Source organism: Pseudomonas sp. NUPR-001 (assembly GCF_052147955.1).
Classification (GTDB): Bacteria; Pseudomonadota; Gammaproteobacteria; order Pseudomonadales; family Pseudomonadaceae; genus Aquipseudomonas.
Genome location: NZ_CP197353.1, coordinates 905,001 through 929,711 on the forward strand (window position 1 = coordinate 905,001; position 24,711 = coordinate 929,711).

Below are 24,711 nucleotides of genomic sequence, written 5' to 3' on the forward strand. Positions count from 1 at the left end.
CTTGCACGCAGGAGGTCAGCGGTTCGATCCCGCTTGGCTCCACCACCCCCTACCGCTTGGTAGTGCTACCGTGTCAAAGCTTAGAAATGAATATTCGCGTCGAATATTGATTTCTGAACTTTTTCAGAATCGTTCTTTAAAAATTTGGGTATGTGATAGAAATAGACTGAATGACACTTTCACTGGTGTTTATTCAGGCTAAGGTAAAATTTGTGAGTTTCTCTTAAGACTTTAAGAGTATTGCGAATTTTCGGCGAATGTCGTCTTCACAGTATAACCAGATTGCTTGGGGTTATATGGTCAAGTGAAGAAGCGCATACGGTGGATGCCTTGGCAGTCAGAGGCGATGAAAGACGTGGTAGCCTGCGATAAGCTTCGGGGAGTCGGCAAACAGACTTTGATCCGGAGATCTCTGAATGGGGGAACCCACTCAGCATAAGCTGAGTATCTTGTACTGAATACATAGGTGCAAGAGGCGAACCAGGGGAACTGAAACATCTAAGTACCCTGAGGAAAAGAAATCAACCGAGATTCCCTTAGTAGTGGCGAGCGAACGGGGACTAGCCCTTAAGTGGCTTTGAGATTAGCGGAACGCTCTGGAAAGTGCGGCCATAGTGGGTGATAGCCCTGTACGCGAAAATCTCTTAGTCATGAAATCGAGTAGGACGGAGCACGAGAAACTTTGTCTGAATATGGGGGGACCATCCTCCAAGGCTAAATACTACTGACTGACCGATAGTGAACCAGTACCGTGAGGGAAAGGCGAAAAGAACCCCGGAGAGGGGAGTGAAATAGAACCTGAAACCGTATGCGTACAAGCAGTGGGAGCCTACTTTGTTAGGTGACTGCGTACCTTTTGTATAATGGGTCAGCGACTTATATTCAGTGGCGAGCTTAACCGAATAGGGGAGGCGTAGCGAAAGCGAGTCTTAATAGGGCGTTTAGTCGCTGGGTATAGACCCGAAACCGGGCGATCTATCCATGGGCAGGTTGAAGGTTAGGTAACACTGACTGGAGGACCGAACCGACTACCGTTGAAAAGTTAGCGGATGACCTGTGGATCGGAGTGAAAGGCTAATCAAGCTCGGAGATAGCTGGTTCTCCTCGAAAGCTATTTAGGTAGCGCCTCATGTATCACTGTAGGGGGTAGAGCACTGTTTCGGCTAGGGGGTCATCCCGACTTACCAAACCGATGCAAACTCCGAATACCTACAAGTGCCGAGCATGGGAGACACACGGCGGGTGCTAACGTCCGTCGTGAAAAGGGAAACAACCCAGACCGTCAGCTAAGGTCCCAAAGTCATGGTTAAGTGGGAAACGATGTGGGAAGGCTTAGACAGCTAGGAGGTTGGCTTAGAAGCAGCCACCCTTTAAAGAAAGCGTAATAGCTCACTAGTCGAGTCGGCCTGCGCGGAAGATGTAACGGGGCTCAAACCATGCACCGAAGCTACGGGTGTCACTTAGGTGACGCGGTAGAGGAGCGTTCTGTAAGCCTGTGAAGGTGAGTTGAGAAGCTTGCTGGAGGTATCAGAAGTGCGAATGCTGACATGAGTAACGACAATGGGAGTGAAAAACTCCCACGCCGAAAGACCAAGGTTTCCTGCGCAACGTTAATCGACGCAGGGTTAGTCGGTCCCTAAGGCGAGGCTGAAAAGCGTAGTCGATGGAAAACAGGTTAATATTCCTGTACTTCTAGTTATTGCGATGGAGGGACGGAGAAGGCTAGGCCAGCTTGGCGTTGGTTGTCCAAGTTTAAGGTGGTAGGCTGAGATCTTAGGTAAATCCGGGATCTTAAGGCCGAGAGCTGATGACGAGTTGCCTTTAGGCGACGAAGTGGTTGATGCCATGCTTCCAAGAAAAGCTTCTAAGCTTCAGATAACTAGGAACCGTACCCCAAACCGACACAGGTGGTTGGGTAGAGAATACCAAGGCGCTTGAGAGAACTCGGGTGAAGGAACTAGGCAAAATGGCACCGTAACTTCGGGAGAAGGTGCGCCGGTGAGGGTGAAGGACTTGCTCCGTAAGCCCATGCCGGTCGAAGATACCAGGCCGCTGCGACTGTTTATTAAAAACACAGCACTCTGCAAACACGAAAGTGGACGTATAGGGTGTGACGCCTGCCCGGTGCCGGAAGGTTAATTGATGGGGTTAGCTAACGCGAAGCTCTTGATCGAAGCCCCGGTAAACGGCGGCCGTAACTATAACGGTCCTAAGGTAGCGAAATTCCTTGTCGGGTAAGTTCCGACCTGCACGAATGGCGTAACGATGGCGGCGCTGTCTCCACCCGAGACTCAGTGAAATTGAAATCGCTGTGAAGATGCAGTGTATCCGCGGCTAGACGGAAAGACCCCGTGAACCTTTACTATAGCTTTGCACTGGACTTTGAATTTGCTTGTGTAGGATAGGTGGGAGGCTTTGAAGCGTGGACGCCAGTTCGCGTGGAGCCATCCTTGAAATACCACCCTGGCAACTTTGAGGTTCTAACTCAGGTCCGTTATCCGGATCGAGGACAGTGTATGGTGGGTAGTTTGACTGGGGCGGTCTCCTCCTAAAGAGTAACGGAGGAGTACGAAGGTGCGCTCAGACCGGTCGGAAATCGGTCGTAGAGTATAAAGGCAAAAGCGCGCTTGACTGCGAGACAGACACGTCGAGCAGGTACGAAAGTAGGTCTTAGTGATCCGGTGGTTCTGTATGGAAGGGCCATCGCTCAACGGATAAAAGGTACTCCGGGGATAACAGGCTGATACCGCCCAAGAGTTCATATCGACGGCGGTGTTTGGCACCTCGATGTCGGCTCATCACATCCTGGGGCTGAAGCCGGTCCCAAGGGTATGGCTGTTCGCCATTTAAAGTGGTACGCGAGCTGGGTTTAGAACGTCGTGAGACAGTTCGGTCCCTATCTGCCGTGGACGTTTGAGATTTGAGAGGGGCTGCTCCTAGTACGAGAGGACCGGAGTGGACGAACCTCTGGTGTTCCGGTTGTCACGCCAGTGGCATTGCCGGGTAGCTATGTTCGGGAGAGATAACCGCTGAAAGCATCTAAGCGGGAAACTTGCCTCAAGATGAGATCTCACTGGAACCTTGAGTTCCCTGAAGGGCCGTCGAAGACTACGACGTTGATAGGTTGGGTGTGTAAGCGCTGTGAGGCGTTGAGCTAACCAATACTAATTGCCCGTGAGGCTTGACCATATAACACCCAAGCAATCTGCAACGCAGATTGTGGTGGTGAAGACGAAAGTCACCGAAAGTTTGCAAAACCACAAAGTCACATACCCAATTCGCTGGAGTGTCTAACAAGACCTTCTGGCAACAGAATTTCTTGACGACCATAGAGCATTGGAACCACCTGATCCCATCCCGAACTCAGCAGTGAAACGATGCATCGCCGATGGTAGTGTGGGGTTTCCCCATGTGAGAGTAGGTCATCGTCAAGATTAAATTCCGAAACCCCTATCTGCGTACGCAGGTAGGGGTTTTGTCTTTCCCGCGCTAGTAACGCTCTTGCTATGTTTCAGTCATGAAACACAGAGAAATAATCAATCAGTTAGAATAGCGCTCTTATGTAAACTCAGAAGTTCGCTATGTCCGACCCTGTCGATTCACATCAGCTTGCCGACTTACCCCTGGATCAGCTGGTGGGGTGTCACGAATGTGACCTGCTGATGCGCAAGCCAGTGCTCAAGCTGGATGAAAAAGCACACTGCCCACGCTGCGGCTATGAGCTCTATGCCCATCGGCATAACGTCGTCCAGCGCAGCCTGGCATTGGTGATAGCCGCCTTGCTGCTCTACGTCCCGGCAAACTTCCTTCCCATCATGCAACTGCATCTGCTTGGTCAAAGTTCAGACGACACTGTATGGACCGGCGTGGTTGGCTTGTACAACACCGGTATGACCGAAGTGGCGGTGGTGGTATTTCTCTGCAGTATGGCCATTCCTCTGCTCAAGCTGTTGTGTCAGTTGGCGGTACTACTGAGCATTCGCCTGAATATCGGGCGCAGTTACGGTTTGTTGCTTTATCGGATTTATCACCACTTGCGTGATTGGGGCATGCTCGAGGTTTATTTCATGGGCGTGCTGGTTGCCATGGTCAAGCTGGTTGACCTGGCGGAGCTAAGTCTCGGCCTGGGTCTGGTCTGTTTTATCAGCCTGTTACTGGTGCAGGTATGGCTGGAGGTGGTGATGTCGCCCCACCAGATCTGGAGTGCTTTATCGGGGGAAGACCTGCATGCGTGCGATTGATGCCGGGATTCTGATTTGTGGCGAATGTCATGAGCTGAATCGCCAGGAGCCAGAAACTGACTCGCAGACCTGCAGCCGTTGTGGCGCAAAGGTACATGCGCGGCGGCCAAACAGCCTGACGCGGACCTGGGCGCTGCTGCTCACGTCGGCCATTTTGTACATCCCCGCCAACGTGCTACCGATCATGACGGTCAGTGCGCTGGGGCAGGGCAGCCCAGACACCATCATGTCTGGCGTTATCACCTTGATGAAGCACGGCATGTTGCCCATTGCGGCGGTGGTGTTCATCGCCAGTATTCTGGTGCCTACCTTCAAATTGGTCGGTATCGGGCTGCTGCTCTACTCGGTGCAACGGCACCAGCCGTTGTCTGCCCGGCAACGGATTTTGATGTACCGCTTCATTGAATTCATCGGACGCTGGTCGATGCTGGACATCTTCGTGATCGCCATCCTGGTGGCGGTGGTGAATTTCGGCAGGATCGCCAGTGTCGAAGCCAATCTGGGCGCCGTCGCCTTCGCCAGTGTGGTGATTTTGACGATGCTCGCTGCAGTAACTTTCGATCCCCGACTGATTTGGGATAACACGGAGTCGGATGACGACCATGAGTGATTTGCCTACGGCTAGAACCCGCCCAGCGTCTAACTGGTCGGCTATATGGATTTTGCCCCTGATTGCCCTGGTCATAGGGGGCTGGCTCGGCTGGCAGGCCTACAGAGACTCAGGCGTGAACATCCAGGTTCGCTTTGAAAGCGGTGAAGGCATCGTTGCCAACAAGACCGAAGTAGTCTTCAAAGGCATGTCGGTGGGTAAGGTCAAGGAGTTGATACTTGATGCCAGTGGCAGCAAGACGGGTGTCATCGCGACCATCGAGATGAACAAGGAAGCAGAGCCTCACCTCAATACCGGCACACGCTTCTGGCTGGTGAAACCGAGTGTCAGTCTGGCCGGTATCACCGGGCTGGAGACGCTGGTGTCAGGTAACTACATTGCCGTGAGCCCTGGAACGGGGGAGCCGACCAAGCGTTTCAAAGCGTTGGATGAGGCGCCGCCGCTGTCTGATAGCGAGCCTGGTTTGCACCTGACCCTCAAAGCCGATCGGTTAGGTTCGCTCAACCGTGACAGTCCGGTGTTTTATAAACAGATTCAGGTAGGGCGGGTGAAGAGCTATCGCCTTGCAGAAGACCAGGGCACGGTAGAGATCAAAGTCTTTATCGAACCGGCCTACAGCAACCTGGTGCGCAAACACACGCGCTTCTGGAACGCCAGCGGCATCAGTATCGACGCCGGTCTGTCCGGGGTGAAAGTGCGCAGTGAGTCGCTGGCCAGCATCGTCGCCGGCGGTATTGCCTTTGCCACACCAGAGCACCGCAAGGACAGCCCGCCGACGGATCCTAGCCTGCCGTTCCGCTTGTTCGAGGACTTCGATGCAGCGCAGGCGGGTATTAAGGTCAAGGTCAAACTGAGCGATTTTGAAGGCCTGCAGGCCGGACGTACGCCGGTGATGTACAAAGGCATCCAGGTCGGCTCGCTGAAAACCCTGAAAGTCGACGCTGACCTGACCAGCGCCGTAGCTGAATTGACGCTGGACCCTCTGGCAGAAGATTACCTGGTGGATGGCACTCAGTTCTGGGTGGTTAAGCCGTCGATCTCCCTGGCCGGGATCACTGGCTTGGAAGCCTTGGTAAAGGGTAATTACATTGCTATCCGTCCGGGTGACAAGGGTGCCACTCCGCAGCGCGAGTTCGAAGCGCGAGAGAAGGCTCCGCCGCTCGATCTGAAAGCGCCGGGGCTGCACCTGGTGCTGTTCAGTGACAACCTCGGTTCGCTGGAGGTGGGTAGTCCAGTGCTCTACCGTCAGGTCAAGGTCGGTACCGTGCAGAGCTACCAGTTCTCGAAAAAGAGTAAGCGCCTGCTGATCGGTGTGCACATCGAGAAGGAGTATGCCAACCTGGTAAACGGTTCGACGCGCTTCTGGAATGCCAGCGGTATCACCCTTACCGGTGGATTGTCGGGTATCCAGATCAAGAGCGAATCGCTGCAGAGTCTGATGGCCGGTGGTATCGCGTTTGATACGCCAACCCCGAATGTACCGCTCAAGCGCCGTATTCCAAGTTTCCGCTTGCATGAAAACCAGGAGTCGGCAAACCGCAGTGGCACCACGGTAACCATTCGAGTGGAGCGTGCGGACGGTCTCAAGGTCGGCACCCCGGTGCGCTTCAAAGGCCTTGATGTCGGCAAGGTCGAGCAGGTCGATCTGACCGATGACCTGCAGGCAGTTGTGCTCAAGGCGCGTATTACTGAAGTGCCAGAGCGTATTGCGCGCGAAGGTACGCAGTTCTGGGTGGTCAAGCCGGCCTTGGGTATCGTTAAGACCGCGAACCTGGAAACCTTGGTGACCGGGCAGTATCTGGAAGTACAGCCTGCAGCGAAGAATCTGGGACCTCAACGGGTGTTCACCGCCTTGGCGCAGGCGCCAGACTTCTCGGCGCGTGAGCCGGGGTTGGCATTGGTACTAAGTGCGCCGCGGCGTGGGTCGATCAAGCCAGGTGTGCCGGTGACCTATCGCGAGATTCCGGTTGGCAAGGTCACTGGATTCGAGTTGGGGCAGACTGCAGACCGGGTGCTCATTCATATCCTGATCGAGCCGCGCTATGCCGCGCTGGTGCGTGGTGGCAGCCGCTTCTGGAACAGCAGTGGCTTCGGCTTTGACTTTGGCTTGTTCAAGGGCGCTACGGTGCGTACCGAGTCGTTGGAAACCCTGATCGAGGGTGGTATTGCCTTCGCGACGCCAGATGGCGAGAAGATGGGCAATCCGGCTCGGCCGCAGCAGACGTTCGCCTTGTTCGATAAGGCTGAAGATGAATGGCTGCAGTGGGCGCCGAAGATTCAGATTGGTAAGTAATCTATCGCGGGGCAAGCCCGCTCCTACAGGATTTCCTCCTGTAGGAGCGGGCTTGCCCCGCGAAGACAAATCGCAGGCAATAAAAAACCGACCCTAGGGTCGGTTTTTTAACAAGCGTGTCGCTTAGGCAGCTGCAGCTTCTTTCAGCGCCTTGATGTGGCCATTCAGACGGCCTTTATGGCGAGCAGCCTTGTTCTTGTGGATGATGCCTTTATCGGCCATACGGTCGATAACTGGCACAGCCAGGATGTAAGCAGCTTGCGCTTTTTCGGCGTCTTTTGCGTCGATGGCTTTAACTACATTCTTGATGTAGGTGCGAACCATGGAACGCAGGCTGGCGTTGTGGCTGCGACGCTTCTCAGCCTGTTTTGCACGTTTTTTGGCGGAAGGTGAGTTGGCCACCGTCGAGCTCCTCGAAAGACTTGGTAAATAGCAAACAAAATAGGCCGCGAATCATGCCGATGAGTTAATCGGTTGTCAAGGGCACTTGCATGGATCCGCTGAGTGGTTGTTCCTGAGAAGGGAGTGATTCCCTTCTGCGGTACGACCTGTAAACTCGGGAGTTTTTGCTCTGCTTGCGTTGCGGCGCGGAGTATCGCACAACTGAGCGCTTTCCGGCACAGCCCTTTATCTTAAGGCGTAAAAATCTTTCAATGAATCTTCTGAAATCCCTGGCCGCCGTCAGCTCCATCACCATGATTTCCCGGGTATTGGGCTTTGTCCGCGACACTATCCTGGCGCGGGTGTTCGGTGCCGGTGTGGCAACCGACGCCTTCTTCATTGCCTTCAAACTGCCCAACCTGCTGCGCCGGATATTCGCCGAAGGCGCGTTTTCCCAGGCTTTCGTACCCATTCTGGCCGAGTACAAAACTCAGCAGGGCGAGGAAGCGACGCGTACCTTCGTTGCCTACGTCAGTGGTCTGCTGACCCTGGTGCTGGCACTGGTCACCGCGCTCGGCATACTGGCGGCGCCCTGGGTGGTGTGGGTCACGGCGCCGGGCTTTGTCGACAACAGCGAAAAATTTCAGCTCACCACTGACCTGCTGCGGGTGACCTTTCCTTATATATTGCTGATCTCGCTGTCGTCGCTGGCCGGGGCGATCCTCAATACCTGGAACCGCTTTTCGGTACCCGCCTTTGTCCCGACCTTGCTCAACGTGGCGATGATCGCCTTCACCCTGTTCCTCACGCCGTACTTCGATCCGCCGATCATGGCGTTGGCCTGGGGTGTGCTGGCAGGTGGCCTGGCACAGCTGTTGTACCAACTGCCGCACCTGAAAAAAATCGGCATGCTGGTACTGCCGCGCCTGAATCTGCGCGATACCGGCGTCTGGCGGGTGCTCAAGCAGATGTTGCCGGCCATCCTCGGGGTGTCGGTGAGCCAGATCTCGTTGATCATCAACACTATCTTTGCCTCGTTCCTGGTCGCAGGTTCGGTGTCCTGGATGTACTACGCCGACCGCCTGATGGAGTTGCCTTCCGGGGTGCTTGGTGTAGCCCTTGGCACCATTTTGCTGCCGACCCTGGCCAAGACCTACGCCAACCGCGACCGTCAGGAGTACTCGCGGATTCTCGACTGGGGCCTGCGCCTGTGTTTCCTGCTGGTGCTACCGTGCACTCTGGCGATGGCGATCCTGGCTGAACCGTTGACCGTGGCGCTGTTTCAGTACGGCAAGTTCTCGGCATTCGATGCCGCCATGACCCAGCGTGCGTTGATCGCCTATTCGGTCGGCCTGCTGGCAATCATTCTGGTCAAGGTGCTGGCACCTGGCTTCTATGCGCAGCAGAACATTCGTACTCCGGTTAAAATCGCCATCTTTACCCTGGTCTGCACCCAGCTGTTCAACCTGATGTTCATTACCCACCTGCAACACGCGGGCTTGGCACTGGCCATCAGCCTCGGCGCCTGCTTGAATGCCGGCCTGTTGTACTGGAAGCTGCGTCAGCAGCAACTGTTCCAGCCGCAACCGGGCTGGGGCAAATTCCTGAGCAAGCTGGTGCTGGCCGTGGTGTTGATGTCGGCGGTATTGCTGGTAGGGATGCATTACATGCCGGCCTGGGTAGAAGGGCAGATGCTTGAGCGTTTCCTGCGCCTGGGCGTGCTGATTCTGGCCGGTGTACTGACTTATTTCGGCAGTCTGTTTGTGTTCGGTTTCCGCCCGCGCGACTTCGCGCGCAAGGCATTGCATTGAGCCGCGAACATGGCCAGACGTCGGTTTTATCTATTCCACACCTCGGGGTGACGCTGCTGCCTGTCGCCAGCGCCCGGGTGTGGTTATAATCGACCACTTTATGAGCAAGAAGCGCGTTATGCAGCTGGTTCGAGGCCTTCACAACCTACGCCCCCAGCACCGGGGCTGTGTCGCCACCATTGGCAACTTCGACGGTGTTCACCGTGGCCACCAGGCAATCCTGGCGCGCCTGCGTGAGCGTGCGGTAGCGCTGGGCGTGCCCAGCTGCGTGGTGATTTTCGAGCCGCAACCGCGCGAGTACTTTGCTCCGGACACCGCGCCGGCCCGCCTGGCCCGCCTGCGTGACAAAGTCGCGCTGCTGGCCGCCGAAGGCGTAGACCGGGTGTTGTGTCTGGCGTTCAATCAGCGCCTGAGCAAACTCAGCGCCGCCGAGTTCGTCGACACCATTCTGGTCGATGGTCTGGGTGTCAAACACCTGGAAGTCGGTGATGATTTCCGTTTTGGCTGTGATCGGGTCGGTGACTTCGAGTTTCTCCAGCAAGCCGGGCTGAGCCAGGGCTTCACCGTAGAAGCCGCGCAAACCGTCGAGCAGGAAGGCCTGCGCATCAGCAGCACACAGGTGCGTAATGCCCTGGCCAAGGCTGATTTCGCGCTGGCTGAACGCCTGCTCGGGCGCCCGTACCAGATCAGCGGCCGCGTGCTGCATGGGCAGAAGCTGGCTCGCCAGCTCGGGACGCCGACAGCCAACATACAACTCAAGCGCCATCGTGTGCCGCTGACCGGCGTCTATCTGGTCAGCGTCGAACTTGATGGCAAAGCCTGGCCAGGCGTCGCCAACATCGGCGTACGGCCAACCGTTTCCGGTGATGGCCGTGCCCACCTGGAAGTGCATATCCTGGATTTTGCCGGCGATCTTTATGGCCGGCGTCTGACGGTGGAGTTCCACCACAAGCTGCGCGACGAGCAGCGTTTCGCCTCCCTGGAGGCGCTGAAGTCGGCGATCGATGCGGATATCGCCGCCGCACGTGCCCATTGGCACGCTCAACCGCTAACGAAGAGCCTGAAATGACCGACTATAAAGCCACGCTAAACCTTCCGGACACCGCCTTCCCAATGAAGGCCGGCCTGCCACAGCGCGAACCGCAGATTCTGCAGCGCTGGGACAGCATTGGCCTGTACCAGAAGCTGCGTGAAATTGGCAAGGATCGTCCGAAGTTCGTGCTGCACGACGGCCCGCCTTATGCCAACGGCAAGATTCACATCGGTCATGCGCTGAACAAGATTCTCAAGGACATGATTGTCCGTTCCAAGACCCTCTCCGGTTTCGACGCCCCGTACGTCCCGGGCTGGGACTGCCACGGTCTGCCGATCGAGCACAAGGTGGAAGTCACCCACGGCAAGCACCTGACTGCCGACCAGACCCGCGAGCTGTGCCGCGCCTACGCCGCCGAGCAGATCGAAGGCCAGAAAACCGAGTTCATCCGCCTGGGTGTACTGGGTGATTGGGACAACCCATACAAGACCATGAACTTTGCCAACGAGGCCGGCGAAATCCGCGCCCTGGCCGAGATGGTCAAGCACGGATTCGTGTTCAAGGGCCTCAAGCCGGTCAACTGGTGTTTCGATTGCGGTTCGGCCCTGGCTGAAGCCGAGGTTGAATACGCCGACAAGAAATCGCAGACCATCGACGTCGCCTTCCCGGTTGTCGACCAGGACAAACTGGCCAACGCCTTCGGCCTGGCTGAGCTGGCCAAGCCGGCGGCGATCGTGATCTGGACCACCACCCCGTGGACCATCCCGGCTAACCAGGCGTTGAACGTTCATCCAGAGTTCAAATACGCGCTGGTCGATGTTGGCGACAAACTGCTGGTGCTGGCTGAAGAGCTGGTCGAGTCTTGCCTCAAGCGTTACGCGCTGGAAGGTTCGGTCGTTGCTACCGCTGCGGGTTCGGCCCTGGAGCTGATCAACTTCCGTCATCCGTTCTACGATCGCCTGTCGCCGGTGTACCTGGCTGACTACGTAGAGCTGGGTGCCGGTACCGGTGTGGTTCACTCCGCCCCGGCGTACGGTGAAGACGACTTCGTCACCTGCAAGCGCTATGGCATGGTCAATGACGAGATCCTGACCCCGGTACAAAGCAACGGCGTCTACGTTCCGTCGCTGGAATTCTTTGGCGGCCAGTTCATCTGGAAAGCCAACCCGGCGATCGTCGACAAGCTCTCGGAAGTCGGTGCGCTGATGCACACCGAAACCATCAGCCACAGCTACATGCACTGCTGGCGTCACAAAACCCCGTTGATCTACCGCGCTACCGCGCAGTGGTTTGTCGGTATGGACAAGCAGCCAGACAACGGCGACACCCTGCGCAAGCGTGCGGTCAAAGCCATCGAAGAAACCAAGTTCGTGCCGGCCTGGGGCCAGGCGCGCCTGCATTCGATGATCGCCAACCGCCCAGACTGGTGCATCTCGCGTCAGCGTAACTGGGGTGTGCCGATTCCGTTCTTCCTCAACAAGCAAACCGGCGAGCTGCACCCGCGCACCGTCGAGCTGATGGAAGAAGTGGCCAAGCGCGTCGAGAAAGAAGGTATCGAAGCCTGGTTCAAGCTCGACGCCGCCGAACTGATCGGTGAAGAAGCCGCTCAGTACGACAAGATCGCCGACACCCTCGACGTCTGGTTCGACTCCGGTACTACGCACTGGCACGTACTGCGTGGCTCGCACAGCATCGGCCACGAAACCGGCCCGCGTGCCGACCTGTACCTGGAAGGTTCCGACCAGCACCGCGGCTGGTTCCATTCCTCGCTGCTGACCGGCTGCGCCATCGACAACCATGCGCCGTACCGCGAACTGCTGACGCACGGTTTCACCGTTGACGAAAACGGCCGCAAAATGTCCAAGTCGCTGGGTAACACCATCGAGCCGCAGAAGGTCAACGACACCCTCGGCGCCGACATTCTGCGCCTGTGGGTTTCGGCCACCGACTACTCCGGTGAAATGGCGGTTTCCGAGCAGATCTTGCAGCGCAGCGCCGACGCCTACCGGCGTATCCGCAACACTGCGCGCTTCCTGCTCTCCAACCTGTCCGGCTTCGACCCGGCGCGCGATCTGCTGCCGGCCGAAGACATGCTGGCGCTGGACCGTTGGGCCGTCGACCGTACCCTGCTGCTGCAGCGTGAGCTGGAAGAGCACTACGGCGAATACCGCTTCTGGAACGTCTACTCGAAGATCCACAACTTCTGCGTGCAGGAGCTGGGTGGCTTCTATCTGGACATCATCAAGGACCGTCAGTACACCACTGGTGCCAACAGTGTTGCCCGCCGTTCCTGCCAGACCGCGCTGTACCACATCAGCGAAGCGCTGGTGCGCTGGATCGCGCCGATCCTGGCGTTCACCGCTGACGAGCTGTGGCAGTACCTGCCGGGCGAGCGCAACGAGTCGGTCATGCTCAACACCTGGTACCAGGGTCTGACCGAGCTGCCGGAAGGCTTCGAACTGGGTCGCGCCTACTGGGACCGCGTCATGGCTGCGAAAACCGCAGTCAACAAAGAACTGGAGAACCAGCGTTCGGCCAAGGCCATCGGTGGCAACCTGCAAGCCGAAGTCACGCTGTTTGCCGACGAAGGCCTGAGCGCCGATCTGGCCAAGCTTGGCGATGAGCTGCGCTTCGTGCTGATCACCTCGGCGGCAAGCGTTGCGCCGTTTGTTCAAGCACCGGCCGATACCGTTGAAACCGAAGTCCCGGGCTTGAAGCTCAAAGTGGTCAAGTCCGGTCATGCCAAGTGCGGCCGTTGCTGGCACTTCCGGGCTGACGTCGGGGCTAACCCAGAGCATCCGGAAATCTGCGCCCGTTGCGCTGACAACATCAGCGGTAAAGGCGAGGTGCGCCACTATGCCTAACCCTGCCGCAGGGCGCTTCGGGCGCCTTGGCTGGCTCTGGCTGAGCCTGCTGGTCCTGGTCCTTGACCAGGCCAGCAAGTTCTACTTCGAGAGCACACTGAGCCTGTACCAGCAGATCGTGGTCATTCCTGACTATTTCAGCTGGACCCTGGCCTATAACACCGGTGCAGCCTTCAGCTTCCTGGCCGACAGTTCCGGTTGGCAGCGCTGGTTGTTTGCCCTGATCGCCCTGGTGGTCAGCGCTGTACTGGTGGTCTGGCTCAAGCGCCTGGGGCGCAACGAGACCTGGCTGGCGGTGGCGCTGGCATTGGTGCTGGGCGGTGCGCTGGGTAACCTGTATGACCGCATTGTGCTTGGCCATGTGGTCGACTTTATCCTCGTCCATTGGCAGAACCGCTGGTATTTCCCGGCCTTCAACGTCGCCGACAGTGCCATTACCGTCGGTGCGGTGATGCTGGCGCTGGATATGTTCAAGAGTAAGAAGTCCGGAGAACCCGTCCATGACTGAGACCCGAATCGGCCAGAACACCGAAGTCAAATTGCACTTCGCGCTGCATCTGGAAAACGGCGATACCGTCGATAGCACCTTCGACAAGGCGCCAGCGGTGTTCAAAGTGGGCGACGGTAACCTGCTGCCTGGTTTTGAAGCGGCGATCTTCGGCTTCAAGGCCGGCGACAAGCGCACCGTCACCGTCGCACCGGAAAACGCCTTCGGTCAGCCCAATCCGCAAAACGTGCAGGTTATGCCACGCTCGCAGTTCAACGACATGGAGCTTTCCGAAGGTCTGCTGGTGATCTTCAACGACGCTGCCAATGCCGAGCTGCCCGGTGTGGTCAAGGCCTTTGACGATGCCCAGGTGACCATCGATTTCAATCATCCACTGGCCGGCAAGACCCTGAGCTTCGAGGTACAAATCCTCGAAGTCACGGCGCTTTGAGCCTGGAGCCGAGCATGCAAATCAAACTCGCCAACCCCCGTGGCTTCTGCGCGGGCGTGGATCGGGCGATCGAGATCGTCAACCGCGCCCTGGAAGTGTTCGGCCCGCCGATCTATGTGCGTCACGAAGTGGTGCACAACAAGTTCGTGGTCGAAGACCTGCGCGCCCGCGGTGCCATTTTTGTCGAAGAACTGGATCAGGTGCCGGATAACGTCATCGTTATCTTCAGCGCCCACGGCGTTTCCCAGGCGGTCCGCCAGGAAGCCGCCGGGCGTGGCTTGAAGGTCTTCGATGCCACCTGCCCGCTGGTGACCAAGGTGCATATCGAAGTCGCGCGCTACAGCCGCGACGGTCGCGAATGCATCCTGATCGGCCACGAAGGCCACCCGGAAGTCGAAGGCACCATGGGTCAGTACGACGCCAGCAATGGCGGCGCGATCTATCTGGTCGAAGACGAAGACGATGTCGCCACGCTGCAGGTCAATGACCCGGACAAACTGGCGTTCGTTACCCAGACCACCCTGTCGATGGATGACACCAGCCGCGTCATCGATGCTCTGCGTAAGCGCTTCCCGAATATCGGCGGGCCGCGCAAAGATGACATCTGCTATGCCACCCAGAACCGTCAGGATGCGGTCAAGCAATTGGCCAACGAGTGCGATGTGGTCCTGGTTGTCGGCAGCCCAAACAGCTCCAACTCCAACCGCCTGCGCGAACTGGCCGAGCGCATGTCGACCCCTGCCTACCTGATCGACGGTGCCGAAGACCTGCAGAAAAGCTGGTTCGACGGTGTCGAGCGCATCGGTATCACCGCAGGTGCTTCGGCACCGGAAGTGTTGGTGCGCGGGGTGATCGAGCAGCTCAGAGCCTGGGGTGCTACCGGCGCTGAAGAGCTCGATGGCCGTGAAGAGAACATCACCTTCTCAATGCCCAAGGAATTGCGCGTTCGTTCACTGACCTGACCCGGCAGCCGCGCACAGCGGCTGTTCGATCAAGTCGTCACGCAGGCTGACCCGTCCGCTGCGTGACAGCACCACCCGGTACTGACTCAGTGCTTCGGGACGTTGGCAAACATACAACGTCCCGGCCTGAAACCCACCCGATTCCAGCACCGCTACACCCAGGCCACTGAAGCGTACTTGGCGGGCCACCGGTCGATTGCCAACGATCACCGTTCTTCCGTTGTTGCGCCGTTCAAGCAATAGTTCCGCGCTGTCGTGCTCATCCAGCAGCATCCTCCAGCCTTTGCTCCAATCTGATTCCAGTGCCTCCAGGCGCACTGTGCTATTGCGCGCCAGTGCTTCGCTGCGCGCGCTACGCAGTGCCTGCGCCAGATCATTGGCCACAGCCTGCCGCTGTAGCCCGGCACTCATGTTGTTGTAGGCCGGAATACCCAGCTGTGTCAGCAGCCCCAGCAGGGCCAAAGCGAGCAATAGCTGGATCAGTGTTACGCCCTGTTGCTTCACCGTGCATTCCTCCCTGGAAGTGCTTCGCTATAGATTCGAAGCGCGTGACGCTGGCGTCCAGTCAGCCGGATTGGCAAAGGGTTGTTGAAAAGTCGCGGGAGGTTGGCCATGGATGGCGGGCAACAACAAGGTATGACGTTGATTGAAGTGTTGGTGGCAATGACGGTGCTGGGGTTGGGACTGTTTGCGGCCGCTGGCTTGCAAGTAAGGGCACTGCAGACGACTGAAAGCGCGTTGCACACCACTCAGTCGGCTTATGTTGAATACGGCACGCTTGAGCTGAACCGTGCTGGCGCAGCGCTGAACGATGAGGCGCAGCGGCCATGAGCAGACAAATGGGTTTCAGCCTGCTGGAGGTGCTGCTGGCCCTGAGCCTGGGGTTGCTGTTGTTACTGGGTGCCACCCGCCTGTTTGTTGCAGCGAGTCAGTCCTGGCAGGCACAAGCAGCCTCGGCACATATGCAGGAGGATGCCCGTCAGGCCTTGCAGCGCCTGGCCCAGAGCATTCGCATGAGCGCAATGTTCGGCTGCTTGCGCGACGATGCCATGGTTTTTCACGATCCCTCGGCTCGCGAGGCCTTTGCGCAGCCGCTGCGGCTAATGCGTGGTGTGGATGGGCGTTTACAGCGCTTAAGCCTGATCAGTGCCGATGTCGCCCACACCACTGGCGAACCTGACTGGACCCTGGTGACCGATTGCCAGACGCAGGCCAGCGTGCATGCTGGTGTGATGGCGCCTGGACCGGGACAGTTTGCCGTGCCCCTGCGCCGCCAGCACTATCGCCTGGTCGCCAATGAACTGCATCTGCGTAGCGCTGCGGCCAATGGTGTATTGGTCGAGGGCGTTGGTGATCTACAGATCGAGCTGCTCAGGGACAGCAATCTGGCCATCGCCGCTGTGCGCCTGGAATTGACCATGATCGACCCGCAGCAACGGGTCAGGCCACAGACTTACCGAATGAGCATCGCTCTGGGTAACCCGGTATTTGGCTCATGACGCTGTGCGCCAGGGGTTTGCAGCGCGGCCTGGTATTGCTGGTGAGCCTGACCTTGGTCCTGTTGCTGGGGCTGCTGGGGATGTCAGCGATGGGCAGTGCGACCCAGCAGGAACGCATGACGCGTAACCTGCTGAGCAGCCTGCAGGCGTTCGAGCAGGCGCAGCAGTTGCTACAGCAGGTAGAGGCGAAAGCGCCGGTTCAGGGTTTACCGCGCTGCGGGTTTTGCCTGCCGCCGCCGGAAGCCGGGTTCGTTATCCACAGCGGTGTCTATTCAGGCAAAGGGGCCAGTTCCGGTTTGCTTTGGCAGGCAACTGACAGCGGCTTTTATCTCATTCAGCCTTTGGGGCAGAGCAGCCAGGCCAGAAATATGCCGCAGGGGCAGGAGGTCAATCTCTATCGCGTCACTGTGGTCGGGCGAAGCGGCACCGGCCGTAGTGTCTTGGAGAGTGTGCTTGCCCAGCCGGTTGGGCCACAACCAGCACCGGCGCGGCGTATTCTCTGGCGACAGCGGTACTGAGGATTGAACTCATGAAGAAGCAGAAAGGATTGAGCCTGATCGAACTGTTGATTGTCATCGCTGTGGTCGGCATTCTGGCGAGCATTGCTTTCCCCAGTTACCGCGACCAGGTCCGAAAAGCGGCGCGCACAGAAGTCGTTGGTGTGCTGCTAACCACTGCCCAGCAACTTGAACGCCACTACACGCGTGCGGGCCAGTACAGCGACACGGACGAACTGGTGTTGCCTTTGACCGCTGGCACCGCTCATTACCGCTTGCAGGCGGTGCGCGACACGACGTCATTCACCCTGTTGGCACGACGCCTGCCCGGTGGCCTGATGATGGCCGACGTCTGTGGTGACTATGCGCTTGACCAGGCGGGCGTGCGCGGCAATCCCGGCAGTCCCGGGGATTTCACTGATGGTTGCTGGGGTGGCTGAAGCCTTTCGCGATTTACTTTAGAAGTTGGATCGATAGATGACCAAGCAAGTAGTAATAGTCGGCGGTGGCGTAATCGGCCTGCTGACGGCGTTTAACCTGGCCGCCGAGGTCGAGCAGGTGGTGCTGTGTGATCGCGGTGAGCTGGGGCAGGAGTCGTCCTGGGCTGGCGGCGGCATCGTTTCACCGCTCTATCCTTGGCGCTATAGCCCGGCGGTGACTGCGCTGGCGCACTGGTCGCAGGACTTTTATCCACAGCTGGGTGAGCGTCTTTTTGCCAGCACCGGCGTTGACCCCGAAGTGCATACCACCGGCCTGTACTGGCTGGATCTGGACGATGAGGCCGAGGCCCTGGCCTGGGCCGAGCGGGAAGGGCGCCCACTGAGCGCAGTGGATATCGCTGCCGCTTATGACGCCGTGCCGGTGATCGGCCCAGGCTTCCAGCGGGCCATCTACATGGCGGGCGTGGCCAATGTGCGTAACCCGCGCTTGGTCAAATCGCTCAAGGCAGCCTTGCAGGTAATGCCGAACGTCAGTATTCGCGAACACTGTGAGATTAGCGGCTTCAGCCGTCAGGGCGAGCGAATTACCGGTGTCGAAACCACTGATGGGGTCATTGAAGGTGACCACGTAGTGCTGACGGCTGGCGCCTGGAGTGGTGACCTGCTGCGTCCACTGGGCCTGGAGTTGCCGGTTGAGCCGGTGAAAGGGCAGATGATTCTGTATAAGTGCGCGGAAGATTTCCTGCCGAGCATGGTGCTGGCCAAAGGGCGTTACGCCATCCCGCGGCGTGACGGGCATATTTTGGTGGGCAGTACCCTGGAACATGCCGGCTACGACAAAACCCCGACTGCAGAGGCGCTGGAGAGCCTCAAGGCTTCGGCCATCGAACTGCTTCCGGCCCTGGCTAACGCCACGCCGGTTGGGCATTGGGCTGGTTTGCGCCCCGGCTCGCCTGAAGGTATTCCGTACATCGGCGAAGTGCCGGGCTGGCAAGGCTTGTGGCTGAACTGCGGGCACTATCGCAACGGCCTGGTGCTGGCGCCGGCCTCCTGCCAGTTGTTTGCCGACCTGTTGCTGGGCCGAGAGCCAATCATCGACCCGCAGCCCTACGCGCCAGCAGGCCGACTCGAGAAGGCATAGATACGCCTGTAGGAGCGGGCTTGCCCCGCGATTGCGATCTGTCTGTCACATCGCATCGCGGGGCAAGCCCGCTCCAACCAGCGCTCAGCGTTTGTCGCCAGGCCCTTGTTCCAGGTGCGCCTGGCTGCAATACCACTGGCTACCCCGGTGCAGGGCGCGGTCATTGGGCAGGTGCACGCCGCAATGGGCGCAACGCACCATCTTCAACGGGTCTTCCAGGCTGTTATCGGGGGAGGCTGCGTTGCTGGCCTTGAACTTGCGCCACAGCCAGAAAGCAGCGGCAATCAGGGCGATCCAGAAAAGTAGGCGAACCATGGTGTCCAGCTTTGTCAGTGTAGAGCTCCAATTCTAGGGCTCAGGCATAAAAAAAGGGAGGCCTGGGCCTCCCTTTATCTGTTGCAGTTGTAATCAGTCGAACACGCCAAAGGTCATGTAGCTGAACCAGGAGCGGTCGTCGTTGTTGCCTTCCGCTTCGTGTTCCTCTTCTTCGACGGCATCACCGTCTTTAGGCAGTAGTTCGGCCGGAATCGCTTCCTTGGCGTCTTCGTACTGCTTGATCACGTCCTGGTTGGCGCGGGTTTCGCCCGGCGGCAGCGGCGTTTCGGTTTCGATCAGGCCCAGGGTGGCCTTGGACAGCCACGAACGGTTGTCGGCTTCATCCTGCTTAGGCTGGAACTGACCATCGACCAGGCTCGGGTGATCCGGGTAGTTGAGTTTCAGGGTTTCCAGGCTGGTAGCCGCCAGTTCGTCCAGGTGCAGGCGCATGTAGGCCTCGGTCATCACCGCCAGGCCGTCGCCGACCGATGGGGTTTCCTGGAAGTTCTCTACCACATAACGGCCACGGTTAGCCGCAGCGACATAGGCCTGACGGCTCAGGTAATAGTCGGCAACGTGGATCTCGTAGGACGCCAACAGGTTGCGCAGGTAGATCATGCGCTGTTTGGCGTCTGGCGAGTAACGGCTGTTAGGGAAGCGGCTGGTCAGCTGGGCGAACTCGTTGTACGAGTCGCGGGCAGCGCCCGGGTCACGCTTGGTCATGTCCAGCGGCAGGAAACGCGCCAGCAGGCCACGGTCCTGGTCGAAAGAGGTCAAGCCCTTGAGGTAGTAGGCGTAGTCGACGTTCGGGTGCTGAGGGTGCAAACGAATGAAACGCTCGGCGGCCGACTTGGCGGCTTCAGGTTCGGCGTTCTTGTAGTTCGCGTAGATCAGCTCAAGCTGTGCCTGATCGGCATAGCGACCAAACGGATAGCGCGATTCCAGCGCTTTGAGCTTGCTGGTGGCGCTGGTATAGCTATGGTTGTCCAGATCGGCCTGCGCCTGCTGGTACAGCTCGGCTTCGCTCAGGTTTTCGTCGACGACTTCCTTCGAAGAACAAGCAGCGGTCAGTCCGAGGATGGCGATCAGCAGCAGGTGTTTCACTTGCATGGCGGCTTGCGTCCCTATGACGGCCGCTGTCTTGGGCGTGGCCGTCCTGTTATGATGAGCACCCCGATGAAACTTGCGGGGCAAAAGACGTCGTATTTAACCACAAGCGTGCAGCCGAAACCAAAGGCTGTGCCGCCCGCTGATTCGAGCATGTCCGAGATCATTCAACTTAGCGCAGAGGTGCCGTCCGAATTGGGCGGGCAACGCCTCGACCAAGTCGCCGCCCAATTGTTCGCTGAGCACTCGCGCTCGCGCCTTTCCACCTGGATCAAGGAGGGGCGCCTGACGGTCGATGGCGCGGTCCTGCGTCCACGCGATATCGTCCATGGCGGCTCGCTGCTGGCCCTTGAGGCCGAGCAGGAAGCCCAGGGCGAGTGGGTGGCCCAGGATATCGAACTGGATATCGTCTACGAAGACGACCACATCCTGGTGATCAACAAGCCGGCCGGGCTTGTCGTGCACCCGGCTGCCGGTCACGCCGACGGTACCCTGCTCAACGCCTTGCTGCACCACGTGCCGGACATCATCAACGTACCGCGTGCCGGTATCGTCCATCGGCTGGACAAAGACACCACTGGTCTGATGGTGGTGGCCAAGACCATCCAGGCGCAAACCCAGCTGGTTGCCCAGTTGCAGAGCCGCAGCGTCAGCCGCATCTATGAATGCATCGTGATCGGTGTGGTCACGGCAGGCGGCAAGATCAACGCGCCGATCGGTCGTCACGGTGGCCAGCGCCAGCGCATGGCGGTCACCGAGGGCGGTAAGCCAGCGGTCAGCCACTACCGCGTGCTGGAGCGTTTCCGTTCGCACACGCATGTGCGGGTCAAGCTGGAAACCGGGCGTACCCACCAGATTCGCGTGCACATGGCCCATGTGAACTTCCCGCTGGTCGGCGATCCGGTCTACGGTGGTCGCTTCCGTATTCCACCGGCAGCCAGCCAGACCATGGTCGAAGCGCTCAAGACCTTCCCGCGTCAGGCCCTGCATGCGCGTTTCCTGGAGCTGGATCACCCAGTGACCGGCGAGCGCATGGGCTGGGAGTCGTCGCTGCCGGACGATTTTGTCTGGCTGCTGTCGCTGCTCAAGCAAGACCGTGAGGCGTTCGTCGGATGAGTGAGCTGACGCATGCGCTGCTGACCCCGGACTGGCCTGCGCCAGCCTCGGTGCGCGCGTGCGTCACCACCCGAGAGGGCGGGGTCAGCCTGCCGCCCTATGAAAGCTTCAACCTTGGTGACCACGTGGGTGATGAGCCCGCTGCGGTCGCCGAGAACCGCCGCCGCCTGACAGCCGAGTTCAACATCCAGCCCGCCTGGCTCAAGCAGGTGCATGGTGTGGTAGTGGCCGATGCCAACCCGGCGGTTATCGCCGAAGCCGACGCCAGTTGGACCGCCACGCCCGGTATCGCCTGTACGGTGATGACCGCTGATTGCCTGCCATTGCTGTTTTGCGACCGTGCCGGCACTCGCGTTGCGGCGGCTCATGCTGGCTGGCGCGGCTTGGCCAACGGCGTAATCGAAGCCACCCTCGACCGTTTGGCTGTGCCGCCGGAAGAGGTATTGGTATGGCTGGGCCCGGCAATTGGCCCGCAAGCCTTCGAGGTTGGGCTGGAGGTGCGCGATGCGTTCACGACCGTTCATCCGGAAACTGCCCAAGCCTTCGTCCCCGGTGTACGTGCCGATAAGCTGATGGCCGACATCTATAAGCTGGCGCGCCTGCGCCTCGCTGCACGCGGCGTACAGGCCGTGTATGGCGGTGGTTTCTGCACCGTCAGCGACCCACGCTTCTATTCTTACCGGCGCACCCCGCAAGGCGGGCGCTTCGCCTCATTGATCTGGCTGGCGCCACGCTGACCTGAATCAACCCCGCTAAGCTTGAATCCTCCAGAATCACCCTTATCTAATGGGGTATCTCTGGCAGGTTTATCTTCATCAGGTGTGTCCATCGCTCCGGCCTGCCCATAAAGGAAGGTAACTTATGCGAATAGACCGTTTGACCAGCAAGCTACAGTTAGCTTTATCCGATTCCCAATCCCTGGCCGTTGGTATGGACCATCCCGCCATCGAGCCTGCGCACCTGTTGCAAGCCTTGATCGATCAGCAAGGTGGCTCGATCAAGCCGCTGCTGATGCAGGTCGGCTTTGACGTCAACAGCCTGCGCAAAGCGCTGAGCAAAGAGCTCGACCAACTGCCGAAAATCCAGAACCCGACCGGTGACGTGAACATGTCGCAGGATCTGGCGCGTCTGCTCAACCAGGCAGACCGTCTGGCCCAGCAGAAGGGCGACCAGTTTATCTCCAGCGAACTGGTGTTGCTCGCCGCCATGGACGAGAACAGCAAACTGGGCAAATTGTTGCTCAGCCAGGGTGTCACCAAAAAAGCCCTGGAAAACGCCATCAGCAACCTGCGCGGTGGCGAAGCTGTCAACGACCCGAACGCCGAGGAGTCGCGTCAGGCCCTGGACAAGTACACCGTCGACCTGACCAAGCGTGCCGAAGACGGCAAGCTTGACCCAGTCATCGGCCGTGACGACGAAATCCGCCGCACCATTCAGGTGTTGCAACGCCGGACCAAAAACAACCCGGTGCTGATCGGTGAGCCAGGTGTGGGTAAAACCGCCATCGCCGAAGGCCTGGCCCAGCGCATCATCAATGGTGAAGTGCCCGATGGCCTGAAAGGCAAGCGTCTGCTGTCGCTGGACATGGGGGCGCTGATTGCCGGTGCCAAGTTCCGCGGTGAGTTCGAAGAGCGCCTTAAAGCACTGCTCAATGAACTGTCCAAGCAGGAAGGGCAGATCATTCTGTTCATCGACGAACTGCACACCATGGTCGGCGCCGGTAAGGGCGAAGGCTCCATGGATGCCGGCAACATGCTCAAACCCGCCCTGGCGCGTGGTGAGCTGCATTGTGTCGGTGCAACGACGCTGAACGAGTACCGTCAGTACATCGAGAAAGATGCCGCCCTTGAGCGACGCTTCCAGAAAGTACTGGTAGAAGAGCCGAGCGAAGAAGACACCATTGCCATCCTGCGTGGCCTCAAAGAGCGTTATGAGGTGCACCACAAGGTGGCGATCACCGACGGCGCGATCATCGCCGCGGCCAAGCTCAGCCATCGTTACATCACTGATCGGCAGTTGCCGGACAAGGCGATCGACCTGATCGACGAAGCGGCCAGCCGCATTCGTATGGAGATCGACTCCAAGCCTGAAGTGCTCGACCGTCTGGAGCGCCGCCTGATTCAACTGAAGGTTGAATCCCAGGCGCTGAAGAAAGAAGACGACGAAGCGGCGCTCAAGCGTCTGGAGAAGCTCACCGAAGAAATTGCCCGGCTGGAGCGTGAGTACGCTGATCTGGAAGAAGTCTGGACCTCGGAAAAAGCCGAAGTACAGGGTTCGGCACAGATCCAGCAGAAAATCGAACAGGCCCGCCAGGAGCTGGAAACCGCACGACGTAAAGGCGACCTCAGCCGCATGGCCGAGCTGCAGTACGGGGTGATCCCGGATCTGGAGCGCAGCCTGCAGATGGTTGACCAGCACGGCAAGGCCGAGAACCAGTTGCTGCGCAACAAGGTGACGGAAGAAGAGATTGCCGAAGTCGTGTCCAAATGGACCGGTATTCCTGTGGCCAAGATGCTGGAAGGCGAGCGGGAAAAACTGCTGAAAATGGAAAGCCTGCTGCACGAGCGCGTGATTGGTCAGGAAGAAGCCGTTGTCGCGGTCTCCAACGCCGTACGCCGTTCGCGCGCTGGGTTGTCGGACCCGAACCGGCCTAGCGGCTCGTTCCTGTTCCTCGGCCCGACCGGGGTGGGTAAAACCGAGCTGTGCAAAGCCCTGGCCGAGTTCCTGTTCGACACCGAAGAGGCGATGGTGCGTATCGACATGTCCGAGTTCATGGAGAAACATTCCGTGGCACGGCTGATCGGTGCTCCACCAGGCTATGTCGGCTATGAAGAGGGCGGTTACCTGACTGAAGCGGTACGCCGTAAGCCTTATGCTGTAGTGCTGCTCGATGAAGTCGAGAAGGCGCACCCGGATGTCTTCAACGTGCTGCTGCAGGTACTGGAAGACGGTCGCCTGACCGACAGCCACGGACGCACGGTGGACTTCCGCAATACCGTGATCGTGATGACCTCCAACCTGGGGTCGGCACAGATCCAGGACCTGGTGGGTGATCGTGAAGCGCAACGGGCGGCAGTGATGGACGCAGTGGGCTCGCATTTCCGCCCCGAGTTCATCAACCGTATCGATGAAGTCGTGGTGTTCGAGCCGCTGGGACGCGATCAGATTGCCGGCATCACCAAGATCCAGTTGGGCCGTCTGCGTAGCCGTCTGGCTGAGCGCGACCTGAGCCTGGAGCTGAGCGACGAGGCGCTGGATAAACTGATTGCGGTTGGCTACGACCCGGTCTACGGCGCACGGCCACTGAAACGGGCAATTCAGCGCTGGATCGAAAACCCGTTGGCGCAGCTGATTCTGGCGGGCAAGTTCTTGCCGGGCACAGTAATTACTGCCAAGGTCGAGGGCGAGGAAATCGTCTTCGCCTGACCTTTCATAGGGTTAAATCAAGGCCTCGATATTCGAG

21 protein-coding genes, 1 tRNA gene and 2 rRNA genes (1 of these 24 cut by a window edge) are annotated in these 24,711 nt (G+C 58.7%); 20 read left to right on the forward strand and 4 right to left on the reverse strand.

Annotated features, from left to right (window positions below; genetic code table 11):
* The 6 genes from ACP6KB_RS04220 to ACP6KB_RS04245 form a co-directional block, all read left to right on the forward strand.
* A tRNA-Ala gene (locus tag ACP6KB_RS04220) sits at positions 1 to 45 on the forward strand; it begins 31 nt to the left of the window's first position.
* Positions 46 to 298: 253 nt separating this feature from the next.
* Positions 299 to 3,189, forward strand: a 23S ribosomal RNA gene (locus ACP6KB_RS04225).
* 129 nt (positions 3,190 to 3,318) lie between these two features.
* Positions 3,319 to 3,434, forward strand: a 5S ribosomal RNA gene (rrf, locus tag ACP6KB_RS04230).
* A gap of 147 nt (positions 3,435 to 3,581) precedes the next feature.
* On the forward strand, positions 3,582 to 4,241 hold the full coding sequence (locus ACP6KB_RS04235) for a paraquat-inducible protein A (protein ID WP_442112188.1): 660 nt from the start codon (positions 3,582 to 3,584) through the stop codon (positions 4,239 to 4,241).
* The gene (locus ACP6KB_RS04240; RefSeq protein WP_442112189.1) at positions 4,228 to 4,851 is read left to right on the forward strand and encodes a paraquat-inducible protein A; all 624 of its coding nucleotides are present in this window, start codon (positions 4,228 to 4,230) and stop codon (positions 4,849 to 4,851) included. Before ACP6KB_RS04235 ends, ACP6KB_RS04240 begins: the two co-directional genes overlap by 14 nt.
* Positions 4,844 to 7,144: an MlaD family protein gene (locus tag ACP6KB_RS04245; RefSeq protein ID WP_442112190.1), complete on the forward strand. Its 2,301-nt coding sequence runs from the start codon at positions 4,844 to 4,846 to the stop codon at positions 7,142 to 7,144. Before ACP6KB_RS04240 ends, ACP6KB_RS04245 begins: the two co-directional genes overlap by 8 nt.
* Before the next feature lie 123 nt (positions 7,145 to 7,267).
* Here ACP6KB_RS04245 and rpsT read toward each other — a convergent pair whose 3' ends face one another.
* Positions 7,268 to 7,546: a 30S ribosomal protein S20 gene (gene rpsT / locus ACP6KB_RS04250; RefSeq protein WP_133216804.1), complete on the reverse strand. Its 279-nt coding sequence runs from the start codon at positions 7,544 to 7,546 to the stop codon at positions 7,268 to 7,270.
* A 251-nt stretch (positions 7,547 to 7,797) separates the two neighbouring features.
* On the opposite strand from rpsT, the gene murJ reads away from it, so the two are divergent.
* The 6 genes from murJ (at position 7,798) to ispH (ending at position 15,133) form a co-directional block, all read left to right on the forward strand.
* Positions 7,798 to 9,336, forward strand: a complete 1,539-nt coding sequence (gene murJ, locus ACP6KB_RS04255; protein ID WP_442112191.1) for a murein biosynthesis integral membrane protein MurJ — start codon at positions 7,798 to 7,800, stop codon at positions 9,334 to 9,336.
* A gap of 118 nt (positions 9,337 to 9,454) precedes the next feature.
* A complete protein-coding gene (ribF, locus tag ACP6KB_RS04260; RefSeq protein WP_442112192.1) occupies positions 9,455 to 10,405 on the forward strand; it encodes a bifunctional riboflavin kinase/FAD synthetase in 951 nt (316 codons plus the stop codon).
* Positions 10,402 to 13,233, forward strand: a complete 2,832-nt coding sequence (gene ileS / locus ACP6KB_RS04265; RefSeq protein WP_442112193.1) for an isoleucine--tRNA ligase — start codon at positions 10,402 to 10,404, stop codon at positions 13,231 to 13,233. The genes ribF and ileS overlap by 4 nt, the downstream gene beginning before the upstream one ends.
* Positions 13,226 to 13,741 (forward strand): signal peptidase II, encoded by a 516-nt coding sequence (lspA, locus tag ACP6KB_RS04270; RefSeq protein ID WP_442112194.1) that lies wholly within the window; start codon positions 13,226 to 13,228, stop codon positions 13,739 to 13,741. The genes ileS and lspA overlap by 8 nt, the downstream gene beginning before the upstream one ends.
* A complete protein-coding gene (fkpB, locus tag ACP6KB_RS04275; protein WP_442112195.1) occupies positions 13,734 to 14,171 on the forward strand; it encodes an FKBP-type peptidyl-prolyl cis-trans isomerase in 438 nt (145 codons plus the stop codon). Before lspA ends, fkpB begins: the two co-directional genes overlap by 8 nt.
* A gap of 14 nt (positions 14,172 to 14,185) precedes the next feature.
* Positions 14,186 to 15,133, forward strand: coding sequence for a 4-hydroxy-3-methylbut-2-enyl diphosphate reductase (gene ispH / locus ACP6KB_RS04280; RefSeq protein ID WP_442112196.1), 948 nt, complete (start codon positions 14,186 to 14,188; stop codon positions 15,131 to 15,133).
* On the opposite strand, the gene ACP6KB_RS04285 is transcribed toward ispH, so the two are convergent.
* On the reverse strand, positions 15,122 to 15,637 hold the full coding sequence (locus ACP6KB_RS04285) for a GspH/FimT family protein (protein ID WP_442112197.1): 516 nt from the start codon (positions 15,635 to 15,637) through the stop codon (positions 15,122 to 15,124). The two genes, ispH and ACP6KB_RS04285, sit on opposite strands and share 12 nt — an antisense overlap.
* 108 nt (positions 15,638 to 15,745) lie before the next feature.
* Here ACP6KB_RS04285 and ACP6KB_RS04290 point away from each other — a divergent pair, with 108 nt between their 5' ends.
* Genes ACP6KB_RS04290 through thiO form a run of 5 tightly spaced genes read left to right on the forward strand, consistent with a single transcriptional unit; the run spans position 15,746 to position 18,710 of the window.
* Positions 15,746 to 15,964, forward strand: a complete 219-nt coding sequence (locus ACP6KB_RS04290; protein ID WP_442112198.1) for a type IV pilus modification PilV family protein — start codon at positions 15,746 to 15,748, stop codon at positions 15,962 to 15,964.
* Positions 15,961 to 16,632: a hypothetical protein gene (locus ACP6KB_RS04295; protein WP_442112199.1), complete on the forward strand. Its 672-nt coding sequence runs from the start codon at positions 15,961 to 15,963 to the stop codon at positions 16,630 to 16,632. Before ACP6KB_RS04290 ends, ACP6KB_RS04295 begins: the two co-directional genes overlap by 4 nt.
* A complete protein-coding gene (locus ACP6KB_RS04300; RefSeq protein WP_442112200.1) occupies positions 16,629 to 17,150 on the forward strand; it encodes a pilus assembly PilX family protein in 522 nt (173 codons plus the stop codon). Before ACP6KB_RS04295 ends, ACP6KB_RS04300 begins: the two co-directional genes overlap by 4 nt.
* An 11-nt stretch (positions 17,151 to 17,161) precedes the next feature.
* Entirely contained in the window at positions 17,162 to 17,569 is a 408-nt protein-coding gene (locus ACP6KB_RS04305) for a type IV pilin protein (RefSeq protein WP_442112201.1), read from the forward strand.
* A gap of 37 nt (positions 17,570 to 17,606) precedes the next feature.
* Positions 17,607 to 18,710, forward strand: coding sequence for a glycine oxidase ThiO (thiO, locus tag ACP6KB_RS04310; protein ID WP_442112202.1), 1,104 nt, complete (start codon positions 17,607 to 17,609; stop codon positions 18,708 to 18,710).
* 84 nt (positions 18,711 to 18,794) lie between these two features.
* Here the strand turns inward: thiO and ACP6KB_RS04315 are convergent, their stop codons facing one another.
* Positions 18,795 to 19,025, reverse strand: coding sequence for a PP0621 family protein (locus ACP6KB_RS04315; protein ID WP_442112203.1), 231 nt, complete (start codon positions 19,023 to 19,025; stop codon positions 18,795 to 18,797).
* A 93-nt stretch (positions 19,026 to 19,118) separates the two neighbouring features.
* Positions 19,119 to 20,135: an outer membrane protein assembly factor BamD gene (locus tag ACP6KB_RS04320; protein WP_442112204.1), complete on the reverse strand. Its 1,017-nt coding sequence runs from the start codon at positions 20,133 to 20,135 to the stop codon at positions 19,119 to 19,121.
* A gap of 150 nt (positions 20,136 to 20,285) precedes the next feature.
* Between ACP6KB_RS04320 and rluD the strand changes: the two genes are divergently transcribed.
* The 3 genes from rluD (at position 20,286) to clpB (ending at position 24,674) form a co-directional block, all read left to right on the forward strand.
* A complete protein-coding gene (rluD, locus tag ACP6KB_RS04325; RefSeq protein WP_038606900.1) occupies positions 20,286 to 21,248 on the forward strand; it encodes a 23S rRNA pseudouridine(1911/1915/1917) synthase RluD in 963 nt (320 codons plus the stop codon).
* Positions 21,245 to 21,985 carry a peptidoglycan editing factor PgeF gene (pgeF, locus tag ACP6KB_RS04330; RefSeq protein ID WP_442112205.1) on the forward strand — a complete coding sequence of 247 codons (741 nt, stop codon included), beginning with the start codon at positions 21,245 to 21,247 and terminating at the stop codon, positions 21,983 to 21,985. Before rluD ends, pgeF begins: the two co-directional genes overlap by 4 nt.
* A gap of 124 nt (positions 21,986 to 22,109) precedes the next feature.
* The gene (gene clpB / locus ACP6KB_RS04335) at positions 22,110 to 24,674 is read left to right on the forward strand and encodes an ATP-dependent chaperone ClpB (RefSeq protein WP_442112206.1); all 2,565 of its coding nucleotides are present in this window, start codon (positions 22,110 to 22,112) and stop codon (positions 24,672 to 24,674) included.
* The last annotated feature ends 37 nt before the right edge of the window (positions 24,675 to 24,711 follow it).

Coding starts and splice junctions, on each gene's coding strand:
- ACP6KB_RS04305 (WP_442112201.1), top strand. CDS start 17,162: ATGAAGAAGCAGAAAGGATTGAGCCTGATCGAACTGTTGATTGTCATC.
- ispH (WP_442112196.1), top strand. CDS start 14,186: ATGCAAATCAAACTCGCCAACCCCCGTGGCTTCTGCGCGGGCGTGGAT.
- ACP6KB_RS04295 (WP_442112199.1), top strand. CDS start 15,961: ATGAGCAGACAAATGGGTTTCAGCCTGCTGGAGGTGCTGCTGGCCCTG.
- murJ (WP_442112191.1), top strand. CDS start 7,798: ATGAATCTTCTGAAATCCCTGGCCGCCGTCAGCTCCATCACCATGATT.
- ACP6KB_RS04315 (WP_442112203.1), bottom strand. CDS start 19,025: ATGGTTCGCCTACTTTTCTGGATCGCCCTGATTGCCGCTGCTTTCTGG.
- ribF (WP_442112192.1), top strand. CDS start 9,455: ATGCAGCTGGTTCGAGGCCTTCACAACCTACGCCCCCAGCACCGGGGC.
- ACP6KB_RS04290 (WP_442112198.1), top strand. CDS start 15,746: ATGGATGGCGGGCAACAACAAGGTATGACGTTGATTGAAGTGTTGGTG.
- thiO (WP_442112202.1), top strand. CDS start 17,607: ATGACCAAGCAAGTAGTAATAGTCGGCGGTGGCGTAATCGGCCTGCTG.
- clpB (WP_442112206.1), top strand. CDS start 22,110: ATGCGAATAGACCGTTTGACCAGCAAGCTACAGTTAGCTTTATCCGAT.
- pgeF (WP_442112205.1), top strand. CDS start 21,245: ATGAGTGAGCTGACGCATGCGCTGCTGACCCCGGACTGGCCTGCGCCA.
- ACP6KB_RS04245 (WP_442112190.1), top strand. CDS start 4,844: ATGAGTGATTTGCCTACGGCTAGAACCCGCCCAGCGTCTAACTGGTCG.
- ACP6KB_RS04240 (WP_442112189.1), top strand. CDS start 4,228: ATGCGTGCGATTGATGCCGGGATTCTGATTTGTGGCGAATGTCATGAG.
- rluD (WP_038606900.1), top strand. CDS start 20,286: ATGTCCGAGATCATTCAACTTAGCGCAGAGGTGCCGTCCGAATTGGGC.
- ileS (WP_442112193.1), top strand. CDS start 10,402: ATGACCGACTATAAAGCCACGCTAAACCTTCCGGACACCGCCTTCCCA.
- ACP6KB_RS04300 (WP_442112200.1), top strand. CDS start 16,629: ATGACGCTGTGCGCCAGGGGTTTGCAGCGCGGCCTGGTATTGCTGGTG.
- fkpB (WP_442112195.1), top strand. CDS start 13,734: ATGACTGAGACCCGAATCGGCCAGAACACCGAAGTCAAATTGCACTTC.
- lspA (WP_442112194.1), top strand. CDS start 13,226: ATGCCTAACCCTGCCGCAGGGCGCTTCGGGCGCCTTGGCTGGCTCTGG.
- ACP6KB_RS04320 (WP_442112204.1), bottom strand. CDS start 20,135: ATGCAAGTGAAACACCTGCTGCTGATCGCCATCCTCGGACTGACCGCT.
- ACP6KB_RS04235 (WP_442112188.1), top strand. CDS start 3,582: ATGTCCGACCCTGTCGATTCACATCAGCTTGCCGACTTACCCCTGGAT.